Annotated in this window: 17 protein-coding genes and 1 pseudogene; 10 read left to right on the top strand and 8 right to left on the bottom strand. The window is 71.6% G+C overall.

Annotation, left to right across the window (positions count from 1 at the left end; translation table 11 throughout):
* The 3 genes from V9U70_RS05880 to V9U70_RS05870 form a co-directional block, all read right to left on the bottom strand.
* On the bottom strand, window positions 1–1382 hold a 1382-nt coding region (locus tag V9U70_RS05880), incomplete at its 3' end, for a DEAD/DEAH box helicase (RefSeq protein ID WP_419723938.1).
* Window positions 1383–1698: 316 nt separating this feature from the next.
* On the bottom strand, window positions 1699–1902 hold the full coding sequence (locus V9U70_RS05875; protein WP_336673389.1) for a cold-shock protein: 204 nt from the start codon (window positions 1900–1902) through the stop codon (window positions 1699–1701).
* Window positions 1903–3440: 1538 nt separating this feature from the next.
* A complete protein-coding gene (locus V9U70_RS05870; RefSeq protein WP_336673388.1) occupies window positions 3441–3656 on the bottom strand; it encodes a hypothetical protein in 216 nt (71 codons plus the stop codon).
* Window positions 3657–3930: 274 nt separating this feature from the next.
* Between V9U70_RS05870 and V9U70_RS05865 the strand changes: the two genes are divergently transcribed.
* The 6 genes and pseudogenes from V9U70_RS05865 to V9U70_RS05840 all read left to right on the top strand — a co-directional run bounded on the left by V9U70_RS05865 (window position 3931) and on the right by V9U70_RS05840 (window position 10758).
* Window positions 3931–4593 carry a class I SAM-dependent methyltransferase gene (locus V9U70_RS05865; RefSeq protein WP_336673387.1) on the top strand — a complete coding sequence of 221 codons (663 nt, stop codon included), beginning with the start codon at window positions 3931–3933 and terminating at the stop codon, window positions 4591–4593.
* Window positions 4594–4604: 11 nt separating this feature from the next.
* Window positions 4605–5192: a class IV adenylate cyclase gene (locus V9U70_RS05860; RefSeq protein ID WP_336673386.1), complete on the top strand. Its 588-nt coding sequence runs from the start codon at window positions 4605–4607 to the stop codon at window positions 5190–5192.
* 49 nt (window positions 5193–5241) lie between these two features.
* A complete protein-coding gene (locus tag V9U70_RS05855; RefSeq protein WP_336673385.1) occupies window positions 5242–5439 on the top strand; it encodes a hypothetical protein in 198 nt (65 codons plus the stop codon).
* Between the two features lie 161 nt (window positions 5440–5600).
* A pseudogene (locus V9U70_RS05850) lies at window positions 5601–6019 on the top strand (tyrosine-type recombinase/integrase); the annotation flags it as partial.
* A gap of 604 nt (window positions 6020–6623) precedes the next feature.
* Window positions 6624–9653 (top strand): AfsR/SARP family transcriptional regulator, encoded by a 3030-nt coding sequence (locus tag V9U70_RS05845; protein WP_336673384.1) that lies wholly within the window; start codon window positions 6624–6626, stop codon window positions 9651–9653.
* Window positions 9654–9708: 55 nt separating this feature from the next.
* On the top strand, window positions 9709–10758 hold the full coding sequence (locus tag V9U70_RS05840; RefSeq protein WP_336673383.1) for a DUF1015 family protein: 1050 nt from the start codon (window positions 9709–9711) through the stop codon (window positions 10756–10758).
* A gap of 46 nt (window positions 10759–10804) precedes the next feature.
* Here the strand turns inward: V9U70_RS05840 and V9U70_RS05835 are convergent, their stop codons facing one another.
* The 5 genes from V9U70_RS05835 to V9U70_RS05815 form a co-directional block, all read right to left on the bottom strand.
* Entirely contained in the window at window positions 10805–12619 is a 1815-nt protein-coding gene (locus V9U70_RS05835) for a fatty acyl-AMP ligase (protein WP_336673382.1), read from the bottom strand.
* Between the two features lie 71 nt (window positions 12620–12690).
* Window positions 12691–14082, bottom strand: a complete 1392-nt coding sequence (locus V9U70_RS05830; RefSeq protein ID WP_336673381.1) for a condensation domain-containing protein — start codon at window positions 14080–14082, stop codon at window positions 12691–12693.
* Window positions 14079–14369, bottom strand: a complete 291-nt coding sequence (locus tag V9U70_RS05825) for an acyl carrier protein (protein ID WP_272586802.1) — start codon at window positions 14367–14369, stop codon at window positions 14079–14081. The genes V9U70_RS05830 and V9U70_RS05825 overlap by 4 nt, the downstream gene beginning before the upstream one ends.
* Window positions 14370–14446: 77 nt before the next feature.
* A complete protein-coding gene (locus V9U70_RS05820) occupies window positions 14447–16141 on the bottom strand; it encodes an acyl-CoA dehydrogenase family protein (RefSeq protein WP_336673380.1) in 1695 nt (564 codons plus the stop codon).
* Window positions 16138–18051 (bottom strand): acyl-CoA dehydrogenase family protein, encoded by a 1914-nt coding sequence (locus V9U70_RS05815; protein ID WP_336673379.1) that lies wholly within the window; start codon window positions 18049–18051, stop codon window positions 16138–16140. The genes V9U70_RS05820 and V9U70_RS05815 overlap by 4 nt, the downstream gene beginning before the upstream one ends.
* Window positions 18052–18261: 210 nt before the next feature.
* Here V9U70_RS05815 and sbnA point away from each other — a divergent pair, with 210 nt between their 5' ends.
* The 4 genes from sbnA to V9U70_RS05795 form a co-directional block, all read left to right on the top strand.
* Window positions 18262–19245 (top strand): 2,3-diaminopropionate biosynthesis protein SbnA, encoded by a 984-nt coding sequence (gene sbnA, locus V9U70_RS05810; RefSeq protein WP_336673378.1) that lies wholly within the window; start codon window positions 18262–18264, stop codon window positions 19243–19245.
* A gap of 6 nt (window positions 19246–19251) precedes the next feature.
* Window positions 19252–20241, top strand: a complete 990-nt coding sequence (gene sbnB / locus V9U70_RS05805) for a 2,3-diaminopropionate biosynthesis protein SbnB (protein WP_336673377.1) — start codon at window positions 19252–19254, stop codon at window positions 20239–20241.
* A gap of 86 nt (window positions 20242–20327) precedes the next feature.
* Window positions 20328–20525 carry an MbtH family protein gene (locus tag V9U70_RS05800; RefSeq protein ID WP_272586797.1) on the top strand — a complete coding sequence of 66 codons (198 nt, stop codon included), beginning with the start codon at window positions 20328–20330 and terminating at the stop codon, window positions 20523–20525.
* A 90-nt stretch (window positions 20526–20615) separates the two neighbouring features.
* Window positions 20616–23992 (top strand): amino acid adenylation domain-containing protein (locus tag V9U70_RS05795; RefSeq protein WP_336673376.1); only part of this gene is annotated, 3377 nt, incomplete at its 3' end.

The following is a 23992-nucleotide window of genomic DNA, read 5'->3' as shown; positions in this document are numbered from 1 at the left end:
GCGGTGATCGTCACGGGGACGCCGGAGGGGGTCTGCGCGCCGGTGATGCGGCTCAGCTCGGCCTCGCCGGAGCGGACCTGGGCGACCTGCGGGGTGATCCCGGCGTCCGCCATCAGCCGGGTCATCTCGCGGCGCTGGTTGGGCAGCACCAGCGTGACGACGCTGCCGGACTCCCCGGCACGGGCGGTACGCCCGCCGCGGTGCAGGTAGTCCTTGTGGTCGCTCGGCGGGTCCACGTTGACCACGAGGTCCAGGTTGTCGACGTGAATGCCGCGCGCCGCGACGTTCGTGGCGACCAGCACCGTGACGTGCCCCGTCTTGAAGCGCTCCAGGGTGCGGGTGCGCTGCGGCTGCGACTTCCCGCCGTGCAGAGCGGCCGCCCGCACCCCGCTGTGCAGCAGGTGGTCGGTGAGCTTGTCCACCGCGTGCTTGGTGTCCAGGAACATGATCACCCGGCCCTCGCGCGCCGCGATCTCCGTCGTGGTGGCGTACTTGTCGGCGCCCTGCACGTACAGGATGTGGTGCTCCATCGTGGTGACCGCGCCGGCGGACGGATCGACGGAGTGCACGACCGGGTCGTTCAGGTAACGCCGCACCAGCAGGTCGACGTTGCGGTCCAGCGTCGCCGAGAAGAGCATCCGCTGCCCGTCGGCGTTCACCTGGTCCAGCAGCTCGGTGACCTGCGGCATGAAGCCCATGTCGGCCATCTGGTCGGCCTCGTCCAGCACGGTGACGGTGACCCGGTCCAGCTTGCAGTCACCGCGCTCGATGAGGTCCTTGAGACGGCCCGGGGTGGCGACGACGACCTCGGCGCCACCGCGCAGCGCACTGGCCTGACGGCCGATGGACATGCCGCCCACCACAGTGGCGATACGCAGCTTCAGCGACCGGGCATACGGAGTGAGCGCGTCGGTGACCTGCTGAGCCAGCTCACGGGTGGGGACGAGGACCAGGGCCAGCGGGCGCTTGGCGTCGGCGCGGCGGCCGGAGGTGCGGGCCAGCAGCGCGAGTCCGAAGGCCAGGGTCTTGCCCGAGCCGGTGCGGCCCCGGCCCAGGACATCCCGGCCGGCCAGCGAGTTGGGGAGGGTGGCCGCCTGGATCGGGAAGGGCACGGTCATGCCCTCGGAGGCGAGCGCCGCCTTCAGCGGCGCCGGCATCTCCAGCTCGCCGAACGTCTCGGAGGCGGGCAGCGCCGGGGTGACGGTGACCGGCAGGGCGAACTCGCCCTGGACCGCCACGGACCGCCGTCCCTGACCGCCCGGCCTCCCGGAACGGCTGGGGGCAGGCGAGCCGAAGCGGCTGCCCCGGCCGGAACCGGAACCGGCAGCGAGCCCGGCCGTACGACTGCGGGAGGTGCGGTCATGCGTACGCGTGGAATTCAATGGAGCCCTTCCTTGACACGGCACGTATCAAGGAATTCTCGCAACGGAAGAGCAGCGCGGGGAATCACAAGAACGGGCCGAAAGAATGCGGGAAACGCGTCTGCGGCAAACCCGGCGCGGGGCGCAGACCACGAAGTGGGTGACGTCATGGGGATGTAAAATCCGGGACGCCGGAAGGGTGCGGCTCCGAAGGAGCGGGCACCCGAGGAGGAGACTGTGCGGGCGGTCGCCGCGCCGTAGGCGCCGCCGCTCCGGGAGATGCCCGCAGCTGGGGCCCGCACCCCGAGGGATGCGGGCCCCAGCTGCGAAGTACGTGTCAGGCGGGAACGATGTTCTCGGCCGTCGGGCCCTTCTGGCCCTGCGCGATGTCGAAGGTGACCTTCTGGCCTTCGAGCAGCTCACGGAAGCCCTGGGCCGCGATGTTCGAGAAGTGGGCGAACACGTCGGCACCGTCGCCGTCCTGCTCGATGAAGCCGAAGCCCTTGGCCGCGTTGAACCACTTCACAGTGCCTGATGCCATGTCGAATCTCCTTGTTGGGGCAGTACACCGGGACCCGCGATGCACGGATGCCGGGTCGCCGCGATGATGCCCCGCCCGGAGAACAACCGGAAATACAAGAAAGCCTTCGCCCGCCGAATGAAGGCCAAGAGGAAGCTTGTCGTTTTTGGGAACCACAACTGCAACTGAGATCGACAGTAGCACGCCGCAATGACCCGCGTACGGCCAGAAATTCCGTCTCCTTCACTGCGCCAAAAACACTCCCAGCGCGACGCGTCGAACCCTCATCCCACGGTCATAGATATTGCTCCGCCCGGAACACAGCGTCACAGGAGAAGCGATCATCCGGCACGTGTCGACGCCCCCCATCACGGCGGGTCCTCGTGGGGCTCGCGGACTCCCTAAGGGCCCGACAGAGAACGAGCACCGCACTCCGGGCCGTACCTCGGCCGGCCACCGGTGCGTACGGCACTGCGCGGGGAAGGCCCTCCACCGCCGACAGCCACCGAAGACACGGTGCATCCGGGCCTGCGAGCAGTTCTGCGCCCTGGTTCATGGTGTACGCGGGTAGTCATCGTCATCGAGGCAGCGGTACGCGTGGCCTGCCGCCATCGCACCTCTCCGCACACCACTGGAGGGGCCCTGGTGCCGTACGGCACCAGGGCCCCGAAGGAACTGCTACACCATCTGTCGGCCTTGATACCGCGCCGGCCTACTGTGTCCGCAGACCCGACGGAAAGACTGTCGGGGGTGCGGGGATCGCGTTTGCTCGACCGGAGACCACCTCGCTATCGATGTCCTGCGGTACCCGGGCCCAGAACTTCGCCCGGGCGATCCTGATGGCGCTCAATCCCTCCGTTCTTTCCCTCTGGCTGAACTGCTTACCAAGCGGGACCTGCGTACTCCTGATACCGCGAACCGCTGGTGGCCTGACCAAGCGCCACTCTTCGGCAGCCAGCCCCGTCGCCCGTCCTGCATCCGCTCTGGCTCAGAACCCCACTGCCGAACCTCCTGGTGCGCGCGCCCGCAGCCGGCGCCTTCACCAAGGTGCTGCTCCAACCTCGCTGCTGGATACTGCAACCGCGTCAACCGCGGCACTGCTCACGGCGGCCCCTGATCACTGCGGGCCACCCGGTCCAGTCGCCAGCCCCGTCACCGCTCTGCAACCACTCTGGCTTCGGAACTCCACCACCGGACCGCCCTGCACACTGCTCGTACTGCGGTACTGCGCCCGGCAGTTCGTCCCTGCCAGGCCCTGCGGTCCTTCTTGACTACGTGAGAAACCATAACCACACGGAAGCGCAATGCCTACTCCCGCTGACACAGATTTCTGCGCGCACCCCAGGAAGATTGTCGGCCCGAGCCGCCGAAGGAACGCGCGAGGCCCGTCGCGGCTGAGGCCACCGGCCCGCCCGGCGCCCCTCGATCACGGAACGCCCCAGGAATGCTCCGTGGCCGCCGAGACGGCGCACGGTGCAGGTGTGGCGACCAAGGCGGGGAGACACACCTCGCGGGACAGAACCAGCAGAGAGGGGCACCGGGCCCCTGGCGGGCGCAGATCACGCCCTCGCCACCGGGCGGCCGTCCTCGTCGCTACCGTCCCGCTGCCCTACCAGCCGCTCAGACAGGCGTTGGACGAGCGGACGAACGTAGAGGTACGGATGTGCTTCTACCTCTCTGGCCTGCTCACCGCGGCCGAGGAGATCCAGCACCACCTCGACGCCGGCGTCCTGGTCGTCGTCGAGAGCTACTTCACCCGGTGCCTCGTCACTCACCGGGCCTTGGGTGCACGGCTCGGTATCACCCTTCCGAGCTGGCTGCCGACACCCGTCACGTACCACCTCGTCTGCGACGACGACGAGCGACAGCATCGACTCGCTGGGCGGAACAAACCTGTGTCGCGGTGGGACTCACTGATCGAGACCGCTACGGACCGGGTGACGGACGCCTACGCCTCGTTCCCGATGCATCGCGTCGACACCACGGGGCGCAGCCCCGACGAGGTTCTCCGAGTGATCATGAAGACCGATACGCAAGGAACGCACTCCCATGCAGACTCAGAGCCTGTGGGAGCACACCCTCACGTTCTTCCCGCAGTTCCTCGCCACGTTGCGGGAAGGTGTCGCCCCTGACGCCACCGTCGCGGTGGTCGGCGCGAGCGACGGCAAGTTCGTCCTGCCCCTCGCCGCCGCCGGCTACCGCGTCGTCGCCGTCGAACGTGACGCGGTAGCCGCCCATGGGGGCGACGTCCACCTCCCGGGTGACAGCCAGACCCACGCGTTGGGACTGATCGATCGGCTGAAGCTCGAAGAACTGCACGAACGCGTAGAAGTCGTTGAGAACGACTTCCTGGACGGTGAACCCCTGGGCCTGCAGTGCGACGCGGTCTGGACGAGCTGCTCGTGGCACTACAGTGCCAACCACCACCGCCCGCTCGGCGAGTTCGTCGACCGCATGCAGCGCCTGGTCCGCCCGGGCGGCATGTTCGGCGCGGAGTTCATGATGCCCGTCGAAAGACGCCACCACATGATCGAGCACTACACCTCCCCGGAACGCCTTCACCCCCACTTCATCGGCGACTGGGAGGTACTGCTCACCCTGCGCACCACCGAGTTCACCGAGCGGCCCCACGTCGGCCAGCTGCACGACCACACCCACCGCATGGGCCTGCTGCTCGCGGCCCGGACGTCCACCCTCACCGACCACTTCTGAGAGAAGGCCCCATGAAGCACGAGTACGAGGCGAAGTTCCTGGCCGTGGACGTCGCCGACCTCCAGAACAAGCTGAGCGCCCTCGGTGCCGTCCAGGCGCTCCCCCGCACTCTCCTCACCCGCAAGATCTTCGAGAACGACTCCCTTGACGGCGGGGCCTGGATTCGGCTGCGGGACGAGGGCACCCGCTCGACCCTCACCCTCAAGCAGGTCACCGACGCCACGACGATCGACGGCACCGAGGAGATCGAAACCGAGGTCACCGACCTGCACGCCATGGCCGAAATCCTGCGCCGGGTCGGCCTCACCGAGGTCCGGTACCAGGAGAACTACCGCGAGGAATGGCGCCTGGGCGAGGTCGCCTTCGACTTCGACAGCTGGCCGGACCTTCCCACCTTCCTGGAGATCGAAGGACCCGACGAGGCGTCGGTGCGCCAGGCCGCCGCGCTGCTGGACCTCGACTACTCCGAGGCCCGGTTCGGCAGCGTCGACGAGATCTACAAGAGCGAGTCCAGCCGCGACATCCTCGCCGAGCCCACGCTGACGTTCTCCGAAGCCGAGAAGCAGAAAGACGCTTCTCCTACGGCCCAGTCCCGTTGATCGCGGAGGCAGAAGAGCGATACTGACGGAAGTCGCCCATCAGCACAGGGTGATCCCCGGGATCGCCGAGCTCGCCCGCGGAAGACTGCCCTCACCGGCGGCCACCGACGACGGCAACGAGTGGGTGGCCGGACTCGGCTGGCTCTACTGTGGGCAGCGGTGGACGCGCGTCCTGTGGATCAGCCCCGCCAGAGTCGCCGGGACTCAAGCCCCGATGTACGCGTGCGGTACCTGTATCGGCGAGTAGCAAGAACGGGTCTGGCAGTTCTTCTTCAACGAGAACCGCCAGGCCAGTTCTGCCCTGCCGAGCGGAGCCACCACCGCCCCGGGACAGCCGGCCTCCGACAGGAGAACCAGCAAGCACCAGTGCCGGAGCAGGTTTTCCCACCGCGGTTAAGCCCCCGCCCCGAACGGCAGGACAGGGCCCGTGAGAAGTGGGGCACGGCCTGGGGCCGAGACCGGCCGCGTCTTCACCCAAGGAGACAGCTCCTGGCTCCTTCCGGGCAAGGTCACCGATCTCTTCGAGCGCCTCGTCGCCGCCTCCGGCCTCCCACTGATCCGCCTGCACGACCTGCGCCACTGCGCGGCCACCCTCCTGCTCGCCGCCGACATCGACGTCAGGACCTTGTCGGACACCCTCGGGCACAGCGACACCCGGATCACGCGGGAAATCTACCCCAGGGCCCCCCTTACGTGGGCAAGAGCGCCGCCGAGGCGACCGCGAAACTCGTCCTCCTCCAAAGCAAGGACGAGGCCAAAAGGTGGCGCGCAAGGCTGCGAAGAAGGAGACGGCCAAGAAGGCCACGCGGCGCAAGCCCAAGGAATAGGTCCCCGAGCGGCACCGCTCACGCATCACTCATACAGGCGAAGTATCGGCACCCCGGCCGTGTGACGCGGCATGTCTCGAATCAACTAAAAGGCCAGGTCACAATCTATGTGAACTGGCCTTTGACTGAGCCGCCTTCGGGATTCGAACCCGAGACCTACGCATTACGAGGCCATGGGCGACCATGTTGCGTGGTGCCTTGTTGTGCTGCCTCATGACGTTCCTCCTGATCGGAGCGTGTGCAGCAACTTGGCGTGTGCCACCCCGTGTTGCACCGTCCAAAGGCGTCCGTCCACCGACTGTCCACCGGCGGGGCTCTCTTCAGACCGCCGGTGACACTGCCGCCGGGCTGCCAGCAGTGCGGTCTACCGGGCGGAGAGACCGGCGGCGCTCCACTGTCGGACCTCTACAAGCCGTCGCCAGCGCTCTACAGCGAACCATGGTGGATGCAGCAATGTGAACCCTTTGTGAAGATACATAGCCTCTCTGTGTTGACTTCGTGTTTCAATCGTTGATCGATTGAACTATGAGCATCGTGTCCGGCGGCGCTCCTCGAACGCGGGGGATGCGCAGAGCACGGTACGGCGGGGGATGTTGGGGGATGTATGACGGAGCGAATACGGTTCAGCCTGCTCGGACCACTGGAGATCGAGGTGGACGGGCGCCCTGTGCGGGTGAGCAGCGGCCGGCAGCGGGCGGTACTGGCGATGCTGCTGATCTCTCCGGACCGGATTGTTTCCGTGGAGGCCCTCACCGAGACGGTATGGCAGGGAACGCCGCCCGCCACCGCTCGTAACCAGATCGCCATCTGTGTCACCTCACTGCGCAAGACGTTCCGGGCGGCGGGGGCGGACGACGGGCTCATCGAGACGAGCCACCCCGGGTACATCCTGTCCTCGCGGAACTGCCGGATCGATCTGAAGGAGCTCGGCGAACTCATCGGGCGGGCCCGCCTCGCGGCCGCGCACGACGACCGGGCACCGGAGGCCACCGAACTGTTCGAGCAGGCCCTCGGGCTGTGGCGGGGGCAGGCCCTGGACGGCCTCGGCGGCGGCCGGATCGACGACACGGTCACCGAACTCAACGAGTTCTGGCTCGACGTGAACGAGGAGTACGCCGCCCTCCAGCTCCGGCTCGGCTGGCACAGGCCCGTCATCGCGCGGTTGACGCCCCTGGTCAGAGAGCACCCGCTGCGCGAGCAGGCCCGCGCTCACCTCATGCAGGCGCACCACCTCGCAGGGCGGCGCGCCGAGGCACTGCAGCTCTACCGGCTCGGCCGCGAGGCGCTCGTGGGAGAACTGGGAGTGGAACCGGGTCCCGCGCTGCGGGAGATGCACCACCAGGTGTTGCAGGAGGAGGACGGACCCGGCGCCGCTCCGCGCGGTATGGCCCCGGCGGTACCAGCGGCTCCGGCGGGGGCGTCGGTGCCGGCCCAGCTTCCGCTGCCGGCGGCCGCCTTCACTGGCCGCGAGCCCGAACTGGCGACGCTGGACGAGCTGCTGCCGGGCCAGGACGACGGGGTGCTTGCCGTCGCCGTCGTTTCCGGGGTCAGCGGGGTCGGCAAGAGCGCCCTGGCCGTGCACTGGGCGAATCGGGCGGCCCGGTACTTCCCCGACGGGCAGCTCTTCATCGATGTCCACGGCTACCGCGAGGACGACCAGCCCCTGTCGCCGATGACTGTGCTCGACCAAGCGCTCCGCGCACTCGGGGTGTCCAGTGCCCAGATACCCGCGGGGCTGCCGGAGCGCTCGGCGTTGTACCGGTCCGTGCTGAGCGGCAGGCGGTTGCTGATCATCCTGGACGATGTGCGGTCCTCCACCCAGATCAGACCGCTGCTGCCCGGGCGCGGTCAGTGCGTCGTACTGGTAACCAGCCGCGACCAGCTGGACGAACTGGCCGGGGACTACGCGGCCGTGCACATCCCGCTGAAGGTGCTGACACCCGACGAGGCAGACCGGATGCTGGCGGCGGTGATCGGGGCCGATCGGGTGGCCACGGACCCCGTGTCGGCGGCCCGGCTGGTCGAGCTGTGCGGACGGCTCCCGCTGGCGCTGCGCATCGCGGCGGGGCGGCTCGCCACCCGGCCGCACTGGTCGCTCCGCCAACTCACGTCCCGTCTGGAGAACCGTTTCAGCAGGCTCGACGTTCTGAGCCCGAACGACGGTGGGGTACGGGCCGGGTTCCAGCTCAGCTACCGCGAGCTGTCCCCGGAAGCGGCGCAGCTGTACCGGCGGCTGGGTCTCCTGCCGGTGACCACGTTCACCGGCTGGATGGGCGCGGCGGTGCTCAACGTGGGCGTGCACCGGGCCGAGGACCTGATCGAGCAACTGGTCGACGCGCAGCTGCTGGAGGTGTCGACGCCTGGGGCCAGCACCCTGCAGAGCCGTTTCCGCATCCAGGAACTGCTCCGGCTGTTCGCATGGGAGCGGGCCCACGTCGAGGACGGCGAGCAGGAGCGGGAGGCCGCCGTGGCGCGCGCGTTCGGCACGCTACTCACCCTGGCCGACGAGGCCCACCGAAGGCTGTACGGCAAGGGCACGCTCATGCCGCACCGGGCGGGGCACGCGGTCGCACTGCCCGAGACCACGGTGGCCCGGCTGCTCGCCGACCCGATCGAGTGGTTCGAGTCGGAGCGCACCACCGTCCTCAGCCTGACCGGGCACGCGGCGCAGAACCCGGCGCTCGGGCACGCCTGGGAGCTGATCGCGCGGACGGTCCCCCTCTTCGAGACGCGCAACTACCTGGACGACTGGGAGCAAGCGGCCCGGGTGTCCCTGGAAGCGGCACGGACCGCCGGGGACGGGCCGGGGACGGCGGTGATGCTGCGTTCGCTCGGCACCCTCGCCATCACCCGCCGCCGGTACGGCGATGCGGAGGAGCTGCTGTCGCAGGCGATGGAGCTCCTCGACGGGCGGTCGGCGGGCGACAGCGGGGAGCGGGCCCTCGTGCTGCGCAACCTCGCCCTGTGCGCCCGCTTCAAGGGGGAGCTGGACGGCGCGGCCCGCTTCTGCCGGTCCGCGCTCGACCACTTCGGGCACGGTGACGACCTCGCGGAACGTTCGCACGCGCTCGGGCTGCTGGCCCAGATCGAGTTGGAGCGCGGCGATACCGAGGCGGGCATCGCGCTCACCCGGGAGGCGATCAGGTCGGGTGAGGCGGCCGGGTCCGTGCGGGGCAAGGCGCAGAACATCTACCGGCTCGCGGAGGCGTACCTGCGGGCGGGAGAGGTGCGGTCGGCCGAGGAGTCGTGCCGGGAGGTCGTCTCCCTCACCCGGGTACAGGGCGACCGGCTCGGTGAGGCGTACGCTCTGCGCGCCCTCGGCGAGGCCCAGTGGCGTCAGGACCGGCCGCACGAGGCGGAGGCGACGCTGAAGGAGGCGCTGGCCGCGGCGGAAGAGGTCGCGGACCGGTTCCTCCAGGCCCGTACGGAGATGGACCTCGCGTGTGCGGAGGCCACCCGGCGGGGCGCGGGGGCCGTGAGCCGGCTCCGCCGGGCGCGGGAGGTCTTCCGCGGGATGGACGCCGGGAGCTGGGAGCGCCGGGTGGGCCGCGCGCTGGAGAAGGTGATGGCCGGCGAGCGGGAAGGCGTCGTCGTGGAGGCCGCGGTGCTCGCCCGGGAGCTCGCCGCGCGGTGACAGGGGCGGGAGCGGGGGAAATCGGGGTGAAAGGCCGGCTTCCTACCTTCGGGGGATGAGAGGCCATGGGGTAGACGTGGTGCCGTTCCGCGGGGTGCGGGTCGGCGCGGGAGGAGTCCTCGCCTTCGACGAGGGGCCCGCCCTGTACGGGTACGAGTGGGGCGGCGGCCGGCGCGGGATCATCGGCGCGGTGCGGCTGACCGGGGCGGTGGTGCCGCACGAGGACGTGGCGGCGGAGGCCGTGGAGGAGCGGGTGGCGTTCCTGCGGGCGGGGCGCGCGCAGCTGGAACCGGTGCTGCTCGGGTACCGGGGCGGCGACGGCAGGGCCGCCGGAGTGCTGGACCGGACCGCGCGCGAGGAGCCCGCACTCCTGGACGCGTGGGATCCGGACGGCGTACGGCACCGGCTGTGGGCGATCACCGGCCGCGCCGGCCAACGGGCCGTGCGTGCGGACCTCGGTGTCCGGCAGGCGCTGATCGCGGACGGGCACCACCGCTGGGCGACCTACCGCGAGCTGCGGGAGGTGGACGCGGCGGCCGGGGAGTTCGGGCTGGCGCTCCTCGTGGACACCGGCCGCCATCCGTTCGCCATGGGCCCCATACACCGGGTGCTGCCCGGGCTGCCGCTTCGCGACGCGCTGGCGGCGGTCGCGGGCCTCTTCCGGGTACGGCGGCTGCCCGGGGGGTGCGCGGAGGCGCTCGAAGCGCTGGACGGACGGGCGGCGGGCCCGGAGGTGGAGGGCAACGCCTTCGTGGTCACGGACGGGCGGGCCTTCCACCTGCTGGACGCGCCCGTGGCGGAGTTGACCTGGCACACCGTGCGGCACGACCGGCCCGCGCGCTGGCGGGATCTGGACGCCACGTTGCTGCGGGACACCCTGCTCGGCAACCTGTGGAAGATGCCCGCGCACTACGCGCGGCAGGTCGGGCACGCGCGCGACGCGGAAGAGGCGGTGCGGCGGGCGGGCGGCGGGACGGCGGTCCTGATGCGTCCGGTGGGCGAGGACGTGGTGCGCGAGCTGGCGCAGGCCGGTGTCGCGCTGCCCTGGAAGTCGACGTCCTTCGAGCCCAAGCCGCTGCGCGGACTGGTCTTCCGGATGCTGTGAGCAGCGCGGGGACGGGCCCGGAGGCCGGGGCCGCCCCCGCCTCCCCTCAGACCGCCACCGGCACGGACCGCATGGCCGTCGCGACGACCTGGGCCAGGGCGTCGTTCGCGACCAGGTGGCGAGCGCCCAGGCCGCCCGCCAGGAACTGTTCGCGCATCGCGGCACGCTGGATCTTCCCGCTGGTCGTCCTCAGTACGGCCCCGCGCCGGACCAGGGCGACCGCGCCGGGCCGGACGCTGAACGCGCGGGTGACGTCGGCCCTGATCCGCTCCGCGAGCGGCCCGAGGGCGTCGGACCGCACCCCGCCGCGTACCTCGTGCACCACGACGAGCTGTTCGTCCACCTGGCCGTCGGCCGTCGTCTCCGGTACGAGAAACGCCGCGCCGAACAGGCCCGCCAGCTCCTCGTGGCCCGCGCGCAGGAAGTGCTCGATGTCCTGCGGGTAGATGTTGCGGCCGCGCAGGATGATCAGCTCCTTGATGCGGCCGGTGACGTACAGGTCGCCGTCGTGGACGGTGCCCAGGTCGCCGGTCCTGACGTATCCGCCGTCGCCCTGGGCGGTACGGGCGCCGAAGGCCGCGGCGGTGGCCTCGGGGCGGTCCCAGTAGCCGCGGGCGACACTCGGGCCGCGCAGCCACAGCTCACCGACCCGGCCCGGCGGCAGCGCCGCCAGGGTGGCGGGGTCCACGACCGCGACGTCGTAGTCGAGAGCGGCGCCGCAGCTCACCACCGGGCGGCCCGGCCGGTCCGCGTCGACCGGGGCGAACACGTGCTCCTCCAGGGCCCCTTCGTCGACCCGGGTGACGGTCAGCTCACGCGGACCGGAGCCGGAGACGAACACGGTCGCCTCGGCCATGCCGTAGCAGGGGAGCATCGCGTCGGCGCGGAAGCCAGCGGGTGCGAACCGCTCGCTGAACGCGGTCAGGGTGGCCGCCTGGATCGGCTCCGAGCCGTTGGCCGCGTACCGCCAGCGGGACAGGTCGAGCGTGGCCAGCTGCTCGTCGGTGACCTGGCGGGCGCACAGTTCGTACGCGAAGTTGGGCCCCGCCGACCAGGTGATGCCGTAGTCGTCGATGACCTTCAGCCACCAGTACGGGCGCTTGAGGAAACTCGTCGGGCTCATCAGGACGCAGGAGCCGCCGAGCAGCAGCGGCGGCAGCAGGATGCCGAGCAGCCCCATGTCGTGGTACTGCGGTATCCAGGAGCCGAAGCGGGTGGTGCGGTCGAGGCCGAACGCCCTGCTGAGGCCGTCCGAGTTGTGCAGCAGGTTCCCCTGGGTGACCATCACCCCCTTGGGGTCCGAGGTGGAGCCCGAGGTGAACTGGAGCAGGGCCAGGTCGTCGTGGGCGATCGCCTCGGGCATCACCCAGGCGTCCGCGTGCGCGTCGGTCAGCTCGGGGCCGTCGGTGATCAGGCAGGCGGGGGCGGTGTCCGAGGTGGCCGCCCAGTCGAGGACGGACTGCGCGACCGCCTCGCTGGTGAGCACCGCGGAGACGGCGGCGCTGCGCGCGATGGAGTCGACGCGGCGCCGCTGGTGGGCGTAGGCGCCGGGCAGCGACGACGGGACGGCGACCACACCCGCGTACAGGCAGCCCACGAAGGCGGCGGCGAACTGGAGGCTTTCGGGGTAGAGGAGCAGGACCCGGTCGCCCGGTGCGCACAGCTCCTGGAGCCGGCCGGCGATCTTCCGCGCCTCGTGGTCGAGCCGTTCGTACGTCCATCGCTCGTGGCTCTTCGGGCCCGGGGAGGCGGGGTCGCGGACGAAGACGACGGCGGTCTCACCGGGGGTGGCGGATGCGTTCTCGCGGATGCGGGCCGTGGCGCTCGACGCGGACGGCAGGTCGCTGGGCTGCCAGGACATGTTTCCCCCAAGGGGTCGGCTGGATCGGGCGGAGCGGGCTGGGCGGGGCGTACGGGGCCGTGGCGGCGGGGTCACCAGTCGTCGTCCGCGCCGAGGGCGAGCAGCGAGTCCAGTTCGCCCGCCCGCACCAGGGCGGGGCCGGTGACCGGATCCCCGGGGCGGTCGACGACGGCGGTGAGCAGCTGGACGTAGTGGTCGAGCAGTCGGCGTACCGTGCTCTCGTCGAACAGGTCGGTGGCGTAGCGGAAGACGGCCGTCAGGGTCGTCTCGCTCTGCCGCATCTCCACCGAGATGTCGAACTGGCCCTCCAGCATGGGGACGTCGACGAAGGCGACGTCGAGGCCCGCGTACCGGGCGGTACCGCCGGTGGCGGCGGCCTCGGTGACACGTTGCAGGAGGGGTTCCAGCCGAGTGGGGGCGACCATCGTGAACGCCATCCGCACCGGCGGGTTCCGGGTGCTGTACGGGTCCTCGCCGGCGAGCAGGGCGTAGGGGAAGGCGATGTTGCGCATCGCCGTCATCACCTGGCGCTGGGCCGCCCCCGCCGCCTGTGCGAACGTCGTCCCCGGAGTGAAGTGCGCCGGAACCACCAGGGTGTTGACGAGGTAGCCGACGACCTGGCGCATACCCGGGCCGCTGCGGGTGGTGGTGGGGGTGCCGATGAGGAAGTCGCGTCGGCCGCCGTAGCGGTGCACCAGGCTCTGGAAGACGCCGAGCAGCAGCGCGAAGCCGGTGACCTTGGTGCGCCGGGCCGTCTCCCGCAGGCGCGGCACCAGCTCGTCGGGCAGCCGCAGTTCGCAGGTGGCGCCGTGCAGGACGCCCGCCTCCGCGGCGGCGCGGGGGCGGTCGGTGGGCAGCTCTCCGGCCGGTGCTCCGGCGCAGAAGTCCTTCCAGAAGGCGGCGAGTTCGGAGCGCCGGGCGCCGCCCAGGACGCGCTGCTCCTCGGCCACGTAATCGTCGAAGGTGTGTGTGAGCGGGGGTGGCGGCTGGTCCGCGTACAGGTCCAGGAGGTCCTGGAGGAGCAGCCACTGGGAGGTCGCGTCGGAGACGATGTGGTGGGTGCACACCGCGAGGACGGCGTCCGTCGGGGAGCGGCGTACGAGGAGGGCGTGGGAGGTTCCCTCGGCCGACAGGTCAAAGGGCAGCCTGCCGAACTCGGCGACGAGTCGGGTGAGGTGGTCGTCGTCGGTGGCCCCGGGCACGTCCATGACCTCCAGGGGGAGCAGGGCGGGGGGACCGGGGACCCGCTCGGGGCCGCCGGGGCCCTCCGTGAAGGTGGAGCACAGCACGTCGTGGCGTTCGGCCAGGGCGTGCAGGGCGTGCCGCAGGCGGCTCTCGTCCAGGGGGCCGCGCACGCGCAGGGCGGCCTGAACGTTGTAGGCGGGGCTTTCCGGGGCCATCCGGTACAGGAACCAGAGGGCCTCCTGGCCCACGGAGAGGGGTCTGCCGGGGGCCGTGGTCATCGCGGATCGGCGATCTGCGCGTGGATGTGGGTGGTGAGGGCGTCCACGGTGGGGTGGTCCCAGGCGAGGGTGGCCTCCACGACGATGCCGAACTGCTCCTCGACGTCCCCGCAGAGGGTGAGTGCGTAGACCGAGTCGAGGCCGATCTCCACGAGGAGGGCGTCGGAGGCGATGTCCTGCGGCGTCACGTCGAGGAAGTAGGCCACCCGCTCGGTGAGCCACTCACGGACCTCCTCCGGCGTCCGGACGGTGGTCGTGGTGGTCGTCGTGGCCTGGTCGGTGCTCATGGGTGCTCCTTGGTGGGTGGAAGGGTGGTGTGAGGCTTCAGGTCGCGGGCCGCCGGCGGTACGTCGACAGGCGCGGGTCAGGTGCGGGTGAGCGACAACGGGGTGTCGCTGCCGGTGAGGGAGTCGAAGAGGACGGCCTCGGTCTCCGGCCCGAGGACCGCGGCGTGTCCCAGGCGGGTCGCCAGGCGGCTCAGGGCGGCGGTCAGCCAGTGCGGCGACGTGAGGAACGGGTCCGCAGCGTGCTGGTTGTGAAACCAGATCCCGAGGCAGGCCGAAGCGGCCGCCAGATGGGCGTAGCGGTCGGCGAGGGCGTACCCCGCCCGGCCCGCCATCACCGAGGTGTCCGTGGGCCGCAGGGCGAGACAGCGCTCCCGCAGGTCCGCCAGGTCGGTGCGGAACAGGGCGACCAGGCGGGCGGCGGCGGGCGGCAGGAGCTCCGCCGCGCCCGGGTGGCCCAGCATCGAGGTCAGCCGGTCGGCGCCGCGCGCGGTGAGTTCGAGGGCCTGGTAGTCGATGTCGCCCAGCGGCGCGTCCAGCCGGAACAGGCCGGCCGGCGGGGGCTCGGCGAGCCCCCAGCTCGTGGCGGCCGTCCGGGGCAGCTGGGGCAGCATCGTCGCCAGGCAGACGGAGGCGTTGGCGTGCGCGAAGGTGATCGCGGGCAGGTCGCGGGCGAACTTCTGGAAGACCGCGTAACCGCCGTCGCGGAGGAAGGAGTTGGCGCTGAGGATCGCCCCCAGGTTACGGGTGGCCCGGTGCAGGAGCTTGGGGGCCAGGTACTTGTTGGCCGCCGTGAGGACGCTCGTCTGGTCGGGCAGGACGTGCAGCGCGCGGCAGGAGACGGTGGTGAGGGCGTCGGCGGCCAGCAGGTCGGCGTACGCGGCGACCAGGGCGGCCCGCGCGTGCGGCAGGTCGGCGACCCGGCGCCCGTACAACCGGCGCTCCAGGGTGAAGCGGGTCACCGTGCGCAGGATCGTGTCGAAGGCGCCGACCATCATCCCGGGGGCCACGGCGCGGGTGGTCTGGAAGGCGCGCAGGACGGTCTCCATGGCGCCGCCCACCGGTCCGATGTGGGCGTCGGCGGGGACGGGGAACGCGGTGAACTCGGCACCGCCGATGAGGCAGCCGCGCAGACCCGCCGTGGGGAAGCGCTCGTCGCGCCGCACCCGGTCGGCGTGGCCTTCGGCGAAGTCCACGAAGACGTGCGAGTGGCTGCGGTTGCCGGGGCCCTCGCCGGTGCGGGCGAGCAGCACGATGGCATCGGCGCGTCCGATGTTGTTGACGACCTGCTTGTGCCCGTCCAGCAGCAGCCGGCCGCCCTCGGGGGTGGCGGTGAGGTCGGTCCGGGTGAAGTCGTTGCCGTGCGGCAGTTCGTTGTACCCGGCCGCCGTCTTGCCCCCGGCGAGCAGGATGTCGGCCATCCGGCGCTGCTGGGCCGGGCTGCCGGAGGTCCACATGGCCGAGCCGGAGATGTAGTTGGTGAAACCGTAGCCGAGGGCCAGCGTGGGGTCGCGGCGCGAGACGGCGCGCATCACGTGCATGAGGCGTTCGACGTCGGTGAGCCGTCCGCCGAGCCGGGCCGGTACGAACTCGGCGTTCAGCCCCCAGTCGTCCAGGGCCCGCTCGCCCTCGGGCAGCAGTTCGGCGCACTCGTCGGCGGCCAGGACGGCGTGCAGGCCGAGCGGGTTGGCCGGGTCGTGCGGATCGCCGAGGACGACTTCCAGGTCGGCCGTCGAGGGGCGGCCGGTGGTGGGTGCGGGGGCGGTCGGGGTCACGGCGTCTCCTGGAGCTGCGGTACGGCGGCGGACCGGGCGGGCCGCTCGGCGTCGTCCGGGGAGGGGGCGAGGGGGAAGGGCAGCAGCGAGAACATGCGCCCGCCGGTGTGCTGGTCGAGGAGGTGGGGTAGCAGGTCGTCCAGGACGGCCTCCTCGTCCCCGGTCCCCTCAGCGGGCAGCCGGCCCGGCGCCAGCCGGGCCGCGAGCCGGGCGAGACAAGCCTCCAGCCAGAGGCCGTCGCGCCAGGCACCCTCGGTGCGGGCGGCCCGGTTGTGCAGAAAGAGCTGTACACAGGCCGCCGCAGCCGCACACAGCGTGTACCGGTGGGCCAGGTCGAAGGCGTCGGCCGGCACGTCGCGGGGGGTGGGCCGGTGGGTCGCCATCCGCTCGTGGGTCTCGTCGGCGACCTCGCGCAGGTGCTCCGCACGGTCGGCCAGGGAGGCGGGCACCGCCCCGGCGTCGGCCAGCACGCGCAGCGCGTCGGCCCCGGCGGGCAGCGACGCGGTGACGCTGTTGCCGCGCCGGGAGGTCAGTTCGAGCCGGACGGGGTCGAACTCGGGCACCGGCAGGCCGAGATCGGCGGCCGTGGCGAGCGCGTCGGCCTCGGTGCGCCCGGCCCGGTAGCCGCGGGCGAGTGAACCGAACTGGTTGACCAGGGCGTTGAGGTTGACCAGGGAGTTGCCGTCGAAGATGCCGACGATGCGGTGGTCGCGCTCCAGCTTGGCGAACGCGCCGTACGCGAAGTCCTCGCTGAGGAAGGACCGGGCGCCGAGGAACTGGCCCATGTCGGTGATGAGCTGGTCCACGGTCGCGGGCACCAGGTACTTGAGCGTGGGCGAGGTGACGCTCATCTCCTCGGTGAGGGTGTGCACCCCGCGCGCCGCGAGGAGGGTGACGGCCTCCGCCGTGAGCAGGTCCGCGTACGCCTCGGTCAGGGAGCGGCGGGCCTGCGGGAGGTCGATGAGGCGCTTGCCGTACAGCTGGTGCTCCAGGCCGAAGCCGGTGGCGATGCGCAGCGCGTGATCGCCCGCTCCGAGGGAGAGCGAGGCGCACAGGGTGCGGGTGATCTGGAGGGCCCGCAGCACCGTCTCGATGCCGCTGCCCTCCGCGCCGTGCAGGGCGGAGGCGGGCACCCGCGCGCCGGTGAAGGAGATGCCGCTGATGTCGGCGCCGCGGATGCCGTGGGTACGGGCGGCGGGCAGCGGGGTGTGGGAGCCGTCGGCGAGGGTGGACCGGTCGACGAGCAGCAGGCTGTACCCCCGGGTGCCGCCCGCGGGTTCGGTGCGGGCGAGTACGCAGATCAGGTCGCAGCGGGTGGCGTTGTTGATCAGCCACTTCTCGCCGTCGAGCCGGTAGTCGCCGTCCGGGGTGCGGGTCGCGGTCAGGGTTCCGGAGAGCAGGTCGCTGCCGTGCTCGCGCTCGGTCAGCCCCCAGGAGACGACCGCCCCGGCCGCGACCCGCTCGCCCAGGGCGCGGGCCTGCTCGGCTGAGCCCCCGACCCAGGTGCTGACCGCGCCGAGGTAGGTCTTGGTGTGCGCGATGGCGACGGTCAGGTCCCGCCGCGCCACCACCCGGACCAGGTGCAGCAGGTCCTCGTAGCTGTGCAGGGCGCCGCCGTGGCGGGCCGGCACGTAGTAGGCGGGCAGGGCCGTCGCGTCGAGGAGGCGCACCTGGTCGGCCGGGAAGTCCTCGGCCGCGTCCAGCTCACGCAACCGGCCGGGGAAGAAGGGCAGATCGGTGCGGGCGGGGTCGCCCAGCTCCCGGTCGAAGGCACCGGCCAGCACGTACGGCGGGTAGTCCGGGGCGGGCCGCGGTCCCTGTGGCGTCACCGCCCCCCGGCTCTCCTCCGGTCCGGCGTGCTCCTCCGCCTCCGCGCCCCCGCCGGAAAAGCCGGCCCTCCCGAAATCCACGACCTCACCTGAATCCACTGCCCCACCTGAATCTGCGAACGGTTCACGGCTTTCTCCGATGGACTCAGTCTTGGCCAACAAGGGGCCCTGTGGCGGCCCCCGCGCTGTCAGGACCTTGCGGTGACACTTCCCTGCCATGGCCAAAACTGCTCCCTGGCGAAGTCGCGCTCTAGTGTCCTCAGTGCACGCCCAACAGGTGAGGGGGAATCCATGCCGAGCACATCGCATTCGGGGATTCTGGGGACGATCGGCAAGACACCCCTGGTGAAGCTGGACCGCATGTTTCCTGGCGAGAACGCACACGTCTACGCCAAGATCGAGCGGTTCAACCCAGGGGGCAGCATCAAGGACCGGAGCGGCCTGAACATGCTCCTCGAAGCCCTGCGCAGCGGCGACATAGAGCCGGGACGTTCGGTGGTCGTGGAGTCCAGTTCGGGAAACCTCGCAGTAGGGCTCGCACAGATATGCAGGTACTTCAACCTGCGTTTCGTGTGCGTGGTGGACGCCAAGACCACGGAACAGAACCTGGCCATTCTCCGGGCCTACGGAGCCGAAGTGGAGGTCGTCGACGAGCGGGACGAGGAGACGGGCGAGTTCCTGCCCAACAGATTGCGCCGGGTGCGCGAACTCATGGCACGGATTCCGCACGCGTATTCGCCCGACCAGTACGCGAACCTGTTCAATCCCAAAGCGCACGAGAACACGATGCACGAGATCGTCGAGGCCCTCGACGGCCGCATCGACTACCTCTTCGCCTCGGTGAGCACCTTCGGCACGCTGCGCGGCTGCGCGGACTACCTGCGCAAGGCGGGGCTCGGCACGAAGGTCGTCGCGGTCGACGCCGAAGGCAGTGCGATCTTCGATCAGACGCCCGCCCGCCGCCTCATCCCCGGCCACGGGGCCTCCGTGCGGCCGGCCCTGATGGACCCGGCGGCGGCGCACGAGGTGATCCACGTCTGCGATCTCGACTGCGTGGTGTTCTGCCGCCGGCTGGTCGGGCGCGAGGCGATCCTGGCCGGCGGATCGTCCGGCGCGGTGCTCGCCGCCGTGGACAAGTTCCTGCCGCGGATCGAGCCGGGCGCGGTGTGCGCCGTCATCTTCCCCGACGGCGGGGACCGCTATCTCAAGACCATCTACTCCGACGACTGGGTGCGCGAACACTTCGGTGAAGTTTCGCACCTGTGGAAAGGCTGACCCCTCATGCTCATCATCCGGCAAGCGGATGTGGAGAAGCTCCTCAGCGACAGGGAGCGGGAACACATCGATGCCGTCAGGGCGACCTATCTGCTCCACGAACAGGGCGCCACCGTCATTCCGCGCTCCGTCTTCCTGCGGTTTCCCGACCAGCCGTCCGACCGCATCATTGGGCTTCCGGCCTACCGGGGCGGGGAGCACCCAGCGGCGGGAATGAAGTGGATATCCTCCTTCCCCGGCAACGTACAGTCCGGAATTCCCCGGGCGAGCGCCGCCATGCTGCTCAACTCCCTGCGCACCGGCCACCCCGAAGCGCTGCTCGAAGGCTCCCTGATATCCGCCGCGCGCACGGCCGCTTCCGCCGCGCTCGCCGCCGAGATGCTCACCCGGGAGAGCCGCCCCACCGGAATCACCCTGGTCGGCTGCGGCATCATCAACCTGGAGATTCTGCGCTATGTGAACGCGGCGATCGGCACCCTCGAAGAAGTGACGATCCACGACAGTTCTGCTCCCCGCGCCGGTGAATTCGCGCGCCGCTGCGCGGAATTTCTTCCGCAGGCCCGCGTCGCCGTGGTGGATTCCCTCGACGAGGCGCTCGCCGCCCAGCGGCTGGTGTCGTTCGCGACCTCCGCCGGCGTCCCGCACACCGATCTGACCGCGGTGGCGCCCGGTTCGGTCGTCCTGCACGTCTCGCTGCGCGACATCGACCCCGAGACCTTGCTGCACACGCACAACATCGTCGACGACGCCGATCACGTCTGCCGTGAGCTCACCTCGCTGCACCTGGCCGAACGCATGAGCGGCCACCGCCACTTCATCGACGCCTCGATCGGCCAGCTCATCGCCGGGACCCGCACCTTCACACCGGACCCGGACAAGGTGACCGTCTTCTCCCCGTTCGGCCTCGGCGTCCTCGACCTCGCCCTCGCCGTCGAAGTGCACGCCTCGGCCCGTGAGCTGGGCCTCGGCGTCGACATCACCGACTTCCTCGCCTGAGCGCGCGCCCGCGGCCACCGCGAGCGCGACCACGGCGCCCCGGGCGCCGGACACCACCCATCACCCCTTTCCGAAGGAGAACCACCATGTCCAGCGAGCAGACCTCCTACCGCGTCGTCCTCAACGACGAGGAGCAGTACTCGATCTGGTGGACGGACCGCGCCCTGCCCGCCGGCTGGCAGGCCGAGGGCACCGAGGGAACCCGCGAGGAGTGCCTCGCGCGGATCGCCCAGGTGTGGACCGACATGCGTCCGCTGAGCCTGCGCGAACGCCTCGCCGCCTGATCACCGTCCCGCGAGGGCCCCGCTCAGGGCCCGTTCCCTCCATCCCATGCCTAGTTCACACCTGGCGCCAGGCCATTTAAGGAGTACCTGTTGAACGCCGCACAGTTGCCGGGGACGTCCCTGAGCGGAACCGTCTCCACCGCGCAGCCGGAGTCGCTGCCCGCGCTCTTCGCCGCGCAGGCCGCCCGCACCCCTGACGCGATCGCCGTCGTCGAAGGAGGTGGCCACACGGTCGACTACCGCACGCTGGACGCCACCGCCGAGCAGGTCGCGCGCTTCCTGCGGGCGGCGGGCGCCGGCCCCGGGGCGCTGGTCGGCGTATGCCTGGACCGGGGCAGCGATCTCGTCGCCACCCTCCTGGGCGTGGGACGGGCCGGGGCCGCCTATCTGCCCCTGGACCCCTCCCACCCCCAGGACCGGCTGACCGCGCTGCTCACCGCCGGCGGCGCCGCCCTCGTCGTCGCCGAACCGCGGCTCGCCGCTCACATCGCCCCGCCTGGGGTACGCGCCCTCACCCCCGCCGCCATCGACGCCACCGGCCTGTCCGACGCGCCGTTCGCGGCACCCGACCCCGCCGCCGTCGTCTGCACGATCTTCACCTCCGGCTCGACCGGGCAGCCCAAGGGCGTCCAGGTCACCCACGCCGGCCTCGCGGGCCGGATCGCCTGGTCCGTACGCAAGCACGGGCTGGACGCCGACGACCGCTGGCTGTTCAAGACGTCCCCCGGCTTCGACGCGGCGGGTCTGGAGATCCACGCGCCGCTGATCAGCGGCGGCCGGGTGGTCTGCGCCCCCGAAGGCGCCGAGCGCGACCCGCGCGCCCTGCTGGGCGCTGTGGCCGACGCCGGAGTCACCGTCCTCCAGGCCGTACCGTCCGTCCTGCGGCTGCTCGCCGAGGAGTCCGGCTGGGCAGGCTGCGACCGGCTGCGGCTGCTGTTCAGCGCCGGCGAGCCGCTCCACGCCGAACTGGTCTCGCGGCTGCGGCAGGTGGCCCCCGGCCCGGTCGAGGTGTGGAACACCTACGGGCCCACCGAGTGCTCCATCGACATCACCGCCCACCCCGCCGACCCCGCCCAGGAGTCCGGCCCCGTCCCGATCGGCCGCCCCCTCAAGGGCATGCGCGTCCTGGTCATGGGCGCCGACGGCACCCCCGCCCCCAAGGGCGTCGCCGGTGAGCTGTACGCCGGCGGCACGGGTCTGGCCCAGGGGTACGCGGGCCGCCCCGACCTGACCGCCGAGCGCTTCGTGCCCGACGCGTACGGGCCGCCCGGCAGCCGGCTCTACCGCACCGGTGACCTCGTGCGCTGGAACACCGACGGCGTCCTGGAGTACCTGGGACGCCTCGACAACCAGCTGAAGGTCAACGGAGTACGTATCGAGCCCGGTGAGGTCGAGGCCGCGCTCACCGCCCACCCCGAGGTGACCGGCGCCGTCGTCGTCGCCTTCACCGCCGCGGACGGAGGCCGGCGGATCGGTGCGGCCGTCACCGCGCGGACCCGGACCGGCTCCGCCGACCTCCGCCGTCACCTGCGCACCCGGCTGCCCGACAGCCACGTACCGTCGCTCTTCCTGCCGCTGGACGCGCTGCCGCTCACCGCGAACGGCAAGGCCGACCGCAAGGCCGTCACCGCCCTCCTGGACGAGACGACGGCCGTCGGACCGGACGCGTACGTCGCCCCGCGCACTCCTGCCGAGCAGCAGGTCGCCGATGTCTGGGCGGCCCTGCTCGGGTGCGAGAGGGTCGGCGCGACCGACGACTTCTTCGCACTGGGCGGCACCTCCCTCCAGCTGACCCGGCTGGCCGCCCGGCTGCGCGCGGCGGGCGTCACGATCTCCATGCGCGGCCTGTTCAGCGCCACCACCGTGGAGGCGCAGGCCCGCCTGATCGACGCGCCGGCCGCCGACGCCGACGCCGTGACAGCCGTCCCGCGCACCGGTGAACTCCCGCTCTCCTCCGGCCAGCGCCGCCTGTGGGTCCTGGACCGGATGAACCCGGGCAGCCGTGAGTGGGTCGCCCCGCTGATCGTGCGCCTGCCGGGCGGAACCCCGGTCGCCGCCGTCCAGGCGGCCCTCGACGAGCTGTCCGCCCGCCACGAGATCCTGCGCACCCGCTACGAGGAGAGGGACGGCGAGCCCCGGCAGGTGATCGGCGCCCCCGTGCCGGTGGAGCTGCGGGTGACCGACACCGGCCGCGAGGAGCTGGCCGGCCGCTTCGAGGAGCAGTTCGCGCGCGGCTTCGACCTGGCGGCCGGACCGCTGTGGCGGGCGCTGCTCGCCCGCGTCCCCGGCGAGGACCACGTCCTGCTCGTCACCCTGCACCACATCGCCTGCGACGGCTGGTCCACCGTCGTCCTGGAGCGCGAGCTGCGCGAGCTGTGCGCGGCCTCCGTCGAGCGCCGCGCGCCCCGGCTGGCCGCGCCCGGCCTCCAGTACGCCGACTACGCCGCCTGGCAGAGCAAGCGGCTCACCGACACGTTCCTGGCCGGGGAGCTGGCGCACTGGCGCGCCGCACTCGACGGCGTCGAGCCCGTGGAGCTGCCGGCGGACCGGCCCCGGCCCGCCGAGCGGGACTCGCGCGGCGCGGTCGTGCCGATCCGCGTGGAGCCGGAGCTGTTCGCCCGGGTGGAGGAGTTGGGCCGCGCCCACGCCGCGACCCCGTTCATGACCCTGCTGACGGTCTTCGCCACCGTGGTGGCCCGCTACAGCGGCCGGTGGGACATCCCGGTCGGCACACCGGTGGCGGGACGCGGCCGGCCGGAGGTGGCCGGCACCGTGGGGTTCTTCCTCAACTCCCTCGTGGTGCGCTGCGCACTGGAGGGCGACCCCACCTTCGAGGAGGCGCTGGGCCGGGTGCGGGCCGCGTCCGTGGCGGCCTTCTCCCACCAGGACCTGCCCTTCGACCGGCTCGTGGAGGAGCTGGCACCGGAGCGTGACCTGTCGCGCACCCCGCTCTACCAGGTCGCCTTCGACATGCACAGCGAAGGCGTCACCAGCGTCGCCACCGGCACCGCCGACCTCGCGGCCTTCGCCGAGGCGTGGACGGTCGCCAAGACGGACCTGTCGGTCTTCGTGGGCCGCTCCGCCGACGGCGCCCTGGAGGGGGTCCTGGAGTACGCGACCGCCCTCTTCGACGAGGCCACGGTTCTCCGTTTCCAGGACCACTTCGTCCGGGTCATGGAGGAGGTCACGGCCCGGCCAGGGGTGCGGCTGTCGGAGGTGGCGCTGCTGCGCCCCGAGGAGCGCACCCTCGTGCTGGACGTGTGGAACGCGACCGGGGCCGATCTCGGTGACACGAGCGTCGTCCGGCGCTTCGAGGAACAGGCCCGGGCCACGCCCGAGGCCCCCGCGGTGTCCTTCGGCGACGCCTCGGTGACGTACAAGCAACTCGACCTGCGGGCCGACCAGCTCGCGCACCACCTGCGCGCGCTGGGCGTGCGCCCGCACACCCCGGTCGGCGTCCTGCTGGA

It is taken from the genome of Streptomyces pratensis (assembly GCF_037137275.1).
GTDB classification, from domain to species: domain Bacteria; phylum Actinomycetota; class Actinomycetes; order Streptomycetales; family Streptomycetaceae; genus Streptomyces; species Streptomyces pratensis_B.
This window is presented reverse-complemented; position numbering and strand designations above follow the sequence as displayed.